This is a genomic window from Acidiplasma cupricumulans, assembly GCF_001402935.1.
In the GTDB taxonomy this organism is placed as follows: domain Archaea; phylum Thermoplasmatota; class Thermoplasmata; order Thermoplasmatales; family Thermoplasmataceae; genus Acidiplasma; species Acidiplasma aeolicum.
In genome coordinates this window covers 1-11,580 of the sequence record NZ_LKBH01000178.1, presented here as the reverse complement: position 1 = coordinate 11,580, position 11,580 = coordinate 1, and the positions used below count along the sequence as shown (strand labels likewise).

Genomic DNA, 11,580 nt, shown 5'->3' with positions numbered 1-11,580 from the left:
CGCTCTTCCGATCTGTTAAATATAAAATTAATCATTTTTACTTTAAAATTAATATAATCATAAATTATTTCTCTCATTATCCTGCAGTTTTTTCCAGTCCACCTTTCCTGATGCTGTTTTTGGAAGGCTGTCAGTAAACTCTACCATATGTGGATATTTATAGCCACCTATATTTTCCCTTGCCCATGCCACAATTTCCTCCTCACTTATGTTTTTATTTTTTCCAGATTCTTTTAAAACCACAAATGCCTTTACCTCTTCTCCAACCCTTGGATCTGGTGTTCCTACTGTGCATACCTCAAGTATGTCAGGATGGCGAAGCATTAGGTTGTCAATTTCTGCCGGCCAGACCTTGAATCCTGCACGATTAATCATTCTTTTTAAACGGTCAACAACAAAAAATGATCCCTCATCGTCCATGTATCCAATATCTCCTGTTCTCAGGAATTTTTTTCCATTTATTGAAATAAATGCATTTTCCGTATCCTCAGGTTTATTGAGATATCCCTTAAATATGCTGGGACCGTTAACAACAATCTCACCTATTTCATTTTCAACCACTTTCCCTGTTTCTGGCGATATTATTTTTGCGTCGTACCCGAACTGTGGAATACCTATGCATTGAAGTTTTCTGTGCTCCGGCGGATTTATATGCGTCTGCCCCATGGCCTCGGTCATGCCGTAGCCCTCAACAAATGGTATGTTAAATAATTCCTCCATTTTCTCAGCAAGCACCTTTGGCATTGCGGCCCCGCCTCCACCGATAAATCTAATTGATGAAAAATCCCTTTTATTTAGATCTTTTTGGTTTAAAAGGTCAACTATCATTGGCGCCACTGAAACAAAATGTGTAACCCTATATTTTTCTATTGCCTGTATTGCGGCCTCACTGTTCCAGCGTGTTAATATTGTTATGGTGGCCCCTGAGTAAATGGGAGAAAGCATTGAAAATGCAAGGCCTGTCACATGGAAAAATGGCGCAGCACCAAGTTCATTGGCAGATGAGGTTAACCTTCTCCATACAGAGGCACCAATGGCATTTGCTATTACAGATTTATTTGTATGAACACATCCCTTTGGTATTCCGGTGGTTCCTGAGGTGTATGCTATCAATGCCTCATCATCCATTTCTGAATTAGGGTCTATTTTACCCTCCCTTTTCTTTATTGCCTCCTCCCATGGTATTCCAGCAATTTTATGTTCTGCAGTTATGAATTCAGGAACAGGTATATCCGGTTTTTTTATATAATCTCTTAAGTTTCCGCAAATAATAATTATATTTAATTCATCATGCAATTTTTCCGGTATTTTTATTAATTCAGAGGTTGTTATTATCATTTTCATGCCAGTTTCTTTTGCGATGTAACTTGCAGTGCTGTAATCCAGTGCAGGACTCATTAAAACTATGGTGGCACCTGCACCCGCTATGGCAAAGAAAGAAATTATAAACTGTGGAGAATTCAGCATCATTATTCCAACCCTATCTCCCTTCTTAATTCCTTTAGATTTTATAAACAAGGACAGATTATTAATATCAGTATAAATATCTCTGTATTTTATTCTATGTCCATAATATATTATGGCGTCCTTAGAACCGTATAGCGTTGATGAAATTTCCATCATTTTCCATATGTTCATGTCAGGATAGTCTATGGTATATGGAAGATAGTTTGGCCATATCCTAAACCATTTATAATGTTCCATAAAAAATTAACCAATGTTTATATATAAATATATTTAATATTACCTTATTACATCCAAGGATTGGCTCCATGCCTAACCGTTAATTTGAGTGAATCAAATTATGATCATCAATTGCATCTAATTATGAAAATATTGATAAAATAGAATATAAAAAGCTAATTCTGTTAATTTTATTTTTTTGTATACTAAAAAAGGTTTATAAAGTTCTAATAGCTAGATTTTATATGTTTCCACCAGATCCAACAATGAAAACCGGCTTTTATAAGGAAGATGTATATATGCAGGCCTTGGAGTTATATCCGTCCGTAGTGGATCTAATAAAAGGAAAAGCTGAGGAAAATAAAGACAAAACATTGATTCTTTTTAATAATGAAAGGTATTCATATAAAGAAACCGATGAAATAAGCTCAAGAATTGCTACGGGACTTATTAAGATGGGGACCAAGAAAGGAGACAGAATAGGTATATATGCATTAAATTCTCCCCAATGGTTATTTTCATACCTTGGTATACTTAAGGCCGGCGGTATACCGGTTACAATAAATACAGGATTTGTAAAAGAGCCATTAATATATAACATAAATATGCCTGAAACAAAATTTTTATTTGTTGATACTAGACTTTTAAAAAATTATTTGGAAATTAAAGAAAATTTAAAATCAGTGGAAAATTTAATTTTAATTGGTGAGCAAAGCAATATTAACGTCGGCATTGATAATATGATAACTTTAAATGAATTGCTTTCAGATAGGAAGGAAAATATATATACAGAATTAAAAGGCCATGATCCGGCCGCGATGATACTTACATCAGGTACCACTGGCCGTTCAAAGGTTGTTGTGGAGAGCAATGCACAATTCATTGTAACTGCACTTGATATGATAGATGCTGGAGGTGTTTCAGCTGACAGTGTTGTTTATATTTACCTGCCCCTATTTCATATAATGGCCCTTGATCTGGCGGCAATATCTGCAATTATGGCTAATGCCACCATTGTTCTGGTAGAAAAATTTGATCCCCTAAATTTTTGGAAAGATATAAAAAAATATGGAATCACGCATTTTCATGCCGTGGGGCCCATATTTGAGATGCTTATTAAGCAGCCGGAATCATCTGAGGAAAAAGACCATGAAAGAATTATTGCCATTGCATATGCTTCTAAGGAAGTATGGGAAATGGCTGAGAAAAGATTTAATATCTACATAACTGGTGGGTATGGCAGCACTGAGGCTGGAATTCCAGTAACAAGCCCATACAGTGATGTGATTAATAAAAAAAACAAACCAGGTAGTTGTGGTATGCCTGCCCCACCATTCGATGTTGAGATTCAGAATCCAAACGGATTTCCAGTAAAGCCGGGAGAAACTGGGGAAATAGTAATTAGACCCAGACTGCCATATGTAACCTTCCTGGAGTATTATAAAATGCCTGAGGCAACCATCAACGCATTCAGAGGCTTGTGGTTTCATACTGGAGATCTGGGTAAATATGACAGTGATGGTAATATTTATTTCGTTGATAGGCAAAAGGATTCAATAAGAAGAAGGGGAGAAAATATATCATCATTTGAGATAGAACAGATATTATTGAAGATGGATGAAATTAGGGATGCAGCAGCATATCCTGTAAAACCGGATCATGATGAAGAGGTCATGATAGCAATTGTGCCTAAAACTAAAAATCTAAATGCAGAAAGAATTATAGATTTTTGTGTGGAAAATATGCCGAATTTCTGGATTCCAAACTATATTAGATTTGTGGAATCCCTGCCGAGGACACCAACAGGCAGAGTCCAAAAATATTTGCTAAGGGATCAGGCTATTACTGATGACACATTCAACATGAAAGATTATATAATAAAAAAACTAAAGGAAATGGGTAATAGGTAATAATTTTTGCTTATTTTATTTTTATAAATATCAAACTTTTATTTTTTTATGTTTCCCGATTAATTATTATTAATTGGATAATGGCAAGTGATATATAATTATTGGTAATGAATTCACATGATTATTTCAGCTGAGGATTATATAAATAGCCTTAAGGATGGCAGGGTTGTCTACTATCGTGGAAGGAAGGTTACAGACGTTGTGGATCATCATGTATTGAAGGTGCCGGTTGATCATGCATCCTCAATATATAAATTACAGTCAGATTCTGATTATAAAGAAATTACCTGCTATAATGATAATAATCTGGGTGTTACAAGTTCATTTTTCAAAATCCCAAGAAATACGGAGGACTTAATGCGCAGGCATGAGCTTATATATGAAACGACCAGATTGGGGAGGGGGCAGTTTAATATTATTCAGGCAATAGGAACAGATGCCATTTTTGCATTGATGTATGTATCAAGAAAGGTGGATGAAAAATATCATACCAATTATTATGAAAATGTAATAAATTTTTATAATAATGCTGCCAAAAATGATTTGGGCCTTGCGGTTGCACAGACTGACGTTAAGGGGGACAGATCATTAAGGCCGTCAGAGCAGAAGGACCCTGATATGTACCTGCACATAACAAAAAGGGACAAAAACGGCATATATGTATCAGGCGCAAAGGCACATACAACACAGTCTATTGCAGCGAACGAACTTATAGTGCTGCCAACAAGAAGCATGAATTCTTCAGATAAGGATTATGCAGTATCATTTGCTATACCTGCAAATGCAAAGGGAATTACCATGTTTGCCAGACCAATGAAGGAGGTTGAAACAGTTGAAAATGACACCCTTTCAGTAATTGGAAGAAAAAACATGGAGGTAGAAACAGTAACGGTATTTGACAATGTATTTATACCAAATAACAGGATATTCCTTAACGGTGAATATGATTTTGCAGGGCTTCTTGCCATGATGTTCCCCACGTTTCACAGATTCACAGCACTTTCATACAGGGCAGCACTTGCTGATTTTTTAATTGGCACCGGCAAATTGCTTGCAGAATACAACGGCGTTTCTGATAAATCTAATATAAAAAGAAACCTTTCCGTTCTTATAGAATATAAGGAAAATTTAAGGGCAAATGCAATAGCAGCGGCATATAAATGCAATTATGATAATATCTCCGGCATTGCCATTCCAAATATAATATATACAAATGTTGGAAAGCTTTTTGCAAATCAGAACTATACAGATGCCATAAAAAATATAGTTGATATTGCCGGTGGTATGGTTGCAACAATGCCATCATATGAAGATTTTGAGAATCCCGATGAGAAAGATATATTATTAAAATATTTAACAGGCAGGGATAGAAATGAAACCATAAACAGAATTAAATTATTCCAGACTTTAAGGGAATTCATTTCATCCCTTGGGTCATTATATCTTGCAGGAATGATTCACGCAGAGGGATCAATAGAGGCCAGCATACTTGAGTTAACCAGATCATATGATTATTCAAATAGCATTGCGCTCGGTGAGTATTCTGCAGGGATAAGGGATAAACTATAATTATAAATAATAATTTTAATCCATTTTGCCATGTCTCCCGTGACCTGAAATAAATTTTTTTGCACCATCCCTTACAGCACCGCCATCAATGGTTTTTTTACCAAATTCAGCTTCTATTCTTAAACCTTTATTCAACGATTCATAAAGTCCATTATAAAGTGAAAGACGGTCATTTATTAATGTATCCCATGGATATGAATCCATAATTTTTGCTATTTCAATGGCCTTTTCCAGCGCCTTTCCATTATCTGTTATATAATTCACCAGTCCAATTTTATAGGCTTCATCAGCAGATATAAGCTTGCCAGTTAATATCATATCAAGTGCCCTCCCAACTCCTATAATCTTCGGCAATCTCTGTGTGCCACCATCTATTAAGGGAACACCAAACCGCCTTTCAAGAAATCCAAATTTTGCATCCTTTCCAGAAATTCTTATGTCAGCAGAGAGTGCCATTTCCAGACCTCCTGCAACACAGTAACCCTCTATTGCAGCTATTAATGGCTTCTGAAAAAACATTCTTGTAAAACCCATTGGACCGTTTTTGTTAAGTACTTCTCCACTCATTTTTTCCGCATCAGATAAATCTGCACCTGATGAAAAATTACCGCAATTCCCTGTTATAATGCATACATGCTGTTCATTATCTGAATTAAATTCTTCCATGGCATTTTCTAACATTTTGGATGTTTTATAATTCACGGCATTTCTTACATTTGGTCTGTTAATTGTTACTATGGTTATTCTGTCCTTTTTATTTATAATAACCTCATCCATTTTGCTAAAATATATAAGTATAATATTAAATTAACCCTAAGTAAAAATGTAATTTCCCTTCTGTTATACTTGTTTTTATCTAAAAGATCCTTCCATTTCTTGAATATATTACTGTCATGGAAATCATTCATTGTGTTGATATGTTTTAGAATCATGGCCAGATGAATAAGATGATAATGTTTGCCAAATAGGGCATTAAAGACATTATACAGAAATATTTTTAAAAAAATGTTTCTTATTTTGGATATATGTTTTTCTGGTAATCTACAATTTTTTAGTCCTAATTTTAGATATTCTGCCTTATATATCAGGTCAAAATAATCTGCATTTTATTGATTTTAATTCGTTAAAATATTGGCATACCAACATTAATTTTCTACTTAAGCTTTATTATATATAATCACTAGACCTTATGCCAATTTATTATAATTTTCGAATATTATCTTTTATAATTCTTTAATTTATTATCTACAAATCCTTTAAATCTTTATTATTTCTTCATTACAGAATATTATATTCAATGGTTTATTGGAGCATTATCATTATTTATGTCAATTAAATCGCCCATTCTTCTTATAATTATAATAGTTTTTAACAACAGGATTGAATTCTTTATATGTATTTGTATAATTAATTCAACTATAATTATATTTCATTACAATTTAAATGAAATATATGAATATTCCTTATATCATTAAATTATTTTATGTATATGCAATCCCTGTTTAATTCCTTTATGGATGAATAGCCTGCAAGACCCATTTCCAGATCCATTTCAGACCTCAAATAATTCATATAGCATTCAACACCACGCTGACCTGCAACGGATAATGCATATGCATAGGGCCTTCCTATTAAAACTGCCTTTGCCCCAAGAGCGAGGGCCTTCACAGCATCTGCTGCATGCCTTATTCCGCTGTCAAATAATATACTTCCATTTATTTTATTGTTTCCTGTTATTTCATTTAACGCATCTATTGAGGGGATAGCCCCATCAACCTGTCTGCCACCATGGTTTGATATAACCACAGCATCGGCTTTTAATTCGAATGCCTTTTTTACATCCATATATGAAGATATACCCTTAATAATTAATGGCAGGTCAGTCCATTTCCTTATTTCTGAAAAATCCTCCCATGTAAATCCGGGATTAACATATACAAATAAAAATTCCTCTATTGCATCCTGAATATTATCCTCAGGATTTTTTCCAAGCCTTGACCTAAATTCAGGATCAGTTAAATAATTTGCAATTCCCTCACCCTCCAAAAATGGGAGATATGCATTCTTTAAATCTATTTCGCGCCAGCCAAGCATTGTTGTATCAACAGTTACCATTATAGCGCTGTATCCAGAATTATCAGCACGTTCTATCATGCTCTTCATTATTTTTTTATCCCTTCCTGGATAAATCTGGAACCATTTTTCACTATTTTTATTTTCCTTAGCTATATCCTCTATGCTTACAGATGAAACCGTGCTCAAAACAAATGGCATTTTTAAATTTGCTGCAGCCCTTGCAGTGGCCATTTCAGCATCCTTATGAAGTATTGATTGCACACCTATTGGGGCGAGTATAAATGGGGTATCAAATTTTTTACCAAATAATTCTATGGAAATGTCCCTACCTTCAACGTTCCTTAAATATCGTGGTCTGATATAATATCTTAAGAATGCTTTTCTATTCTCATTCATTGTATCCTCATTTCCCGCAGCACCCTCTAGGTATCCCCAAGCATTTTTATTTAAGGTTTCCATTGCAATTCTTCTCCAATCCTCTATTGAGATTGGTAAATCATAATTTTCATTGGTTTTGGTATATATTTTTAGCTGCGATTCTATTCCATAATTCATAATAATGTTATTGTAAATATAATATAAAAGTTTAGTATAAATTACATAAAAGTATGTTAATTTTTCTTACCACTTTTATCTGGGTTTGTTAATTTATGGGCTGAACTCCTTACCAAATATCTTCCTGGATATAATTAATTTCTGTATATCTGGAGTGCCATCGCCAAGCAGAAATCCCCTTGAAATCCTGAATTTTCTCTCCAGGGATGATGTTTTTGAATATCCGGCAGCACCAAGTGTTTGAAGGGCATCACTAACAGCATTGAACGCAACCTCACATCCATACCCCTTAACAGCCGCACTCTCTATTCTGTTATCCATGCCATGGTTCTCCATGGAAAGTGCCCTGTAGGCAAGTGCCCTAATTGACTCTATTTTTGCCATATCATCGGCCAGCCTGAATGATACGGCCTCAAATTTTGATATTGGCATCCCAAAGGCCCTCCTCATCTTTGCATATTCAATGGCTTCAGACAGTGCACTTTCGGCTATGCCAATCGCATATAAACCAACATGAACCCTCTGTATTGAAAGAATGTCCATTAAAAGCTTAAATCCCTTATTTTCCTCTCCAACCAGATAGGTATCTGGAACCCCTACATTATTCATTCTGATGCCACCAAATTCGCCCTTAAACATATGTGCCATATTTTCTATTTCATATGTTTCAATTCCATCCATGGAACTGTCCAGCATAATAATGCTTATACCACTGCCAGTTCTGGTTGAAACCATAAAAATATCAGCAATACCTGGATTGCTGACAAAGGCCTTTTCCCCTGATATTATATATTTATTTTCTGATTTATGGGCCTCGGTTGTTATATGGTATGCATCCGAACCATGCCCCGGTTCTGTATATGCCCCGCATATAACAGAATTACCTGATAAATACTTTTGTATATATTTTTCCCTTAAACTTTCATCACCTATATGTGGAAGCAGCCTTGAAAAGTGCATGGTCAGAAAAGCAGGTAATGGGAACTCATATTTCCCCATCTCCTCGGAAATAATTCCAAGCATTACATCATCAACATTTTCATTAACATCCATGGGAAGTGTCAGCGGCAACAGCATCCCGGATAAATCCTTCATAATCTTCACTGGAAATTCGCGATTATCAAGATAATGCTGATAGTTTGGAACATAATTTTTCTGACAGTACTCATCAAAGTTATTCTTTATGAGGTTCTCCTCATCACTGAGTTTTCCACTAAGATCCATTTTATTTACCCCTCCATTTTATTTTTTCCTTATTAATAAATGCCCTCTGGGCGTTTTTAAAATCCTGAGAGCTGGCATTTATGGCAAGATAATTACCGGCAAGCCTTTCAAGACCCCTAAATTTTATCTTATATTCATTTATGATTTTCTTTGTATTTTTAATGGACATTGGTGAATTTCTTCGAATTTTTTCAGTAAATTCATATATCATAAATGGTAGTTGTTCAGCTGGGACAACAAGATCCACAATGCCTATATCCCTGGCAGTCCTGGCATTAATCCATTCTGATGTTAAAAGATATCTAAATAACCTTCTTCCCATAAGTGAAATACCGTGAGAAGATGCAATTGGTGGAAGTGCACCAATTAATCCCTCGGGAACAGAAAAAACTGATCTATCACTGGCTATTACAATGTCAAACAGCATGTTAAGCTCACAGCCACCACCGAAGGCAATACCATCAACTATGGATATTATTGGTTTATTTGTGCTGTTAATTTCATCTATCAGTGGGTTGGCATAATGATCCAGCCATAATGACGCATCAATTGAATCTTGCCAGTTTTCCATCATTCTTATATCATCGCCTGAAGAAAATGCCCTGCCTGATCCTGTAATAATAATGGAAAGAACATTGTCATCACTATTTGCCCTCTCCAGGGCAAGCCTTAATCCCTCCCACATTTGATCATTCAGTGCATTAAGTGTTTCAGGCCTATCCATGAGAATATGAGCATAATTATCCACAGATCTATACTTTACAGGGCCAAAATCCATTATTTCAGAGTTATATTTATAAAAACCTGTACCTGTCAAGGTACCCAGATTTTTTTTATTAACCATTTTTAATAATTTTCCACATGGTTTATATAAATTAAGCCTGTATTTTTTGTAATTTTTATCAAGGTTTTCAACTATATTATTTATTCCTATGCTGTCGGCCATGGAAAATATTCCTTTTTGAGAGCCGTAATCCTGTTTAAGGAACATATCCAGATCTGCTGGCTTTACATACTTAACAAGAAATGATGCAAGGTTAATTACAGGAGATATTACATCGTATGGATTTATGTCATAAATATCATCTTCTGGAATTAGGCTGGTTCTATCAATATAATTCCTGAAACCATTAATCATATCTTTATTGTGATGATATGCATTATACATATTTTCAGGGATATCTGGTATATTTAGCCCCAGGGATGCGTACCTGCCAAATACTTTATCAATTCCAAATACATCCATAAGCTGAAATATACCATGAGTAAATCCAAATCTAAATTTTAATACACCATCAATGGTTTTTTTATCAAATCCATTATTAATTAACTGAATGCCAGAACTAAAAAAATTAGCTTGAAATCTATCAAGTACATTAATTCCAGAAACATTTTTTATCAAAACGGTATTATATCCAATTTCTTTAAGGAGATTAATAATTTCATGTGTTTTTTTATGCCCAATGTATTTACCAGGCAAAAGTTCAGTAAATGGCGTGAATGTAAGTTCCGGAAAATTTATTATATTCAATCCTGATAAATCAATGGGATTTTCTTCTGATAAAAGGGTTTTTAAATTTTCTGGAATAATACAAAGTGTGCCATGAAAAGAACTTTTTAACTTATTTAGCATCTCCACAGCATTATTATCTTCTAAATTTATAAAAAAGAAAATTATTTCTGCAGGCATTATATCATTTATATTTTCAATGATATTTATATGGTTTAATCCTGCTATCTGTTCATTTTTAACACTATTTTTATTCATTCCTGAAGTGTAATAAAAAATTGATTTATACTGTAATCTTCTACATAGCGATAAAAATTCCTGATTAATTTTCCGAGAATACAAAATAATTCCAATATTTTTAATCATAGTACCATGAATTAAACGTTTTTATTCTAATATATTTTTCCGGTAAAACATAACATAACTAAAATTAAAGTCTATATTCAGGGGAATTACTATCATACAGATATAATTATTAAATAATAAAGAGATATAGAATTATATGCCCATATAACCATATTACCATAAAATATTTATTGCGATTTATAATATAATTGGTAAAAACAACCATCATTTTGGATGATAATATATACAAAGAACTTATTGATGAATCTATAGAAAGATATGGTACATAAAAAAAACTTTCTCTATTAATAAACGAAAAATTAAGGAACTGTAATAAAAATAAAAACATAGAAAAAGATAAACTCAAATTGACATATAGGCTTGGGAGAAAATTAACAAATACTGAAATAGACAAAGCAAATGAGGAATACAGGGAAAAACAGGACGGAAGCCATAATAGATACAAATGTATTAATCTATGAATTCATTGAGGATTCGGAATACCACAATGATGTAAAGAGGTACTAAATAAAATAGGCATTATAATAATACCAGAAATGGTTATAAATGAATTTATATATGTTTCATCAAGAATTGGTGTTCCTTTTAAAATTATAAAAAATAAGATTGTTGAAATTCATAATTCTTATCAATCAGAGGTAATAGAAATAAAAAATGATTATATTATTAATATAATAAATAATTCAA

7 protein-coding genes are annotated in these 11,580 nt (G+C 33.7%); 2 read left to right on the top strand and 5 right to left on the bottom strand.

Annotation, left to right across the window (positions count from 1 at the left end; all coding sequences use genetic code 11):
- Positions 1 to 57 precede the first annotated feature (57 nt).
- Positions 58 to 1,704 (bottom strand): AMP-binding protein, encoded by a 1,647-nt coding sequence (locus AOG55_RS04815; RefSeq protein ID WP_048101209.1) that lies wholly within the window; start codon positions 1,702 to 1,704, stop codon positions 58 to 60.
- 224 nt (positions 1,705 to 1,928) lie between these two features.
- On the opposite strand from AOG55_RS04815, the gene AOG55_RS04810 reads away from it, so the two are divergent.
- Complete coding sequence (locus AOG55_RS04810) at positions 1,929 to 3,593, top strand: AMP-binding protein (protein WP_048101208.1); 1,665 nt, start codon at positions 1,929 to 1,931, stop codon at positions 3,591 to 3,593.
- 120 nt (positions 3,594 to 3,713) lie between these two features.
- Complete coding sequence (locus AOG55_RS04805) at positions 3,714 to 5,162, top strand: 4-hydroxyphenylacetate 3-hydroxylase N-terminal domain-containing protein (protein ID WP_048101370.1); 1,449 nt, start codon at positions 3,714 to 3,716, stop codon at positions 5,160 to 5,162.
- A gap of 15 nt (positions 5,163 to 5,177) precedes the next feature.
- Here the strand turns inward: AOG55_RS04805 and AOG55_RS04800 are convergent, their stop codons facing one another.
- The 4 genes from AOG55_RS04800 to AOG55_RS04785 form a co-directional block, all read right to left on the bottom strand.
- Positions 5,178 to 5,939: a crotonase/enoyl-CoA hydratase family protein gene (locus AOG55_RS04800; protein ID WP_048101207.1), complete on the bottom strand. Its 762-nt coding sequence runs from the start codon at positions 5,937 to 5,939 to the stop codon at positions 5,178 to 5,180.
- 699 nt (positions 5,940 to 6,638) lie between these two features.
- Positions 6,639 to 7,793 (bottom strand): alpha-hydroxy-acid oxidizing protein, encoded by a 1,155-nt coding sequence (locus AOG55_RS04795; RefSeq protein WP_048101206.1) that lies wholly within the window; start codon positions 7,791 to 7,793, stop codon positions 6,639 to 6,641.
- Between the two features lie 93 nt (positions 7,794 to 7,886).
- Positions 7,887 to 9,017, bottom strand: a complete 1,131-nt coding sequence (locus tag AOG55_RS04790; RefSeq protein WP_048101205.1) for an acyl-CoA dehydrogenase family protein — start codon at positions 9,015 to 9,017, stop codon at positions 7,887 to 7,889.
- 1 nt (position 9,018) lies between these two features.
- Positions 9,019 to 10,785, bottom strand: a complete 1,767-nt coding sequence (locus AOG55_RS04785; RefSeq protein ID WP_054963785.1) for an enoyl-CoA hydratase-related protein — start codon at positions 10,783 to 10,785, stop codon at positions 9,019 to 9,021.
- Positions 10,786 to 11,580 lie beyond the last annotated feature (795 nt).

Coding starts and splice junctions, on each gene's coding strand:
- AOG55_RS04795 (WP_048101206.1), bottom strand. CDS start 7,793: ATGAATTATGGAATAGAATCGCAGCTAAAAATATATACCAAAACCAAT.
- AOG55_RS04810 (WP_048101208.1), top strand. CDS start 1,929: ATGTTTCCACCAGATCCAACAATGAAAACCGGCTTTTATAAGGAAGAT.
- AOG55_RS04790 (WP_048101205.1), bottom strand. CDS start 9,017: ATGGATCTTAGTGGAAAACTCAGTGATGAGGAGAACCTCATAAAGAAT.
- AOG55_RS04785 (WP_054963785.1), bottom strand. CDS start 10,785: ATGAATAAAAATAGTGTTAAAAATGAACAGATAGCAGGATTAAACCAT.
- AOG55_RS04800 (WP_048101207.1), bottom strand. CDS start 5,939: ATGGATGAGGTTATTATAAATAAAAAGGACAGAATAACCATAGTAACA.
- AOG55_RS04815 (WP_048101209.1), bottom strand. CDS start 1,704: ATGGAACATTATAAATGGTTTAGGATATGGCCAAACTATCTTCCATAT.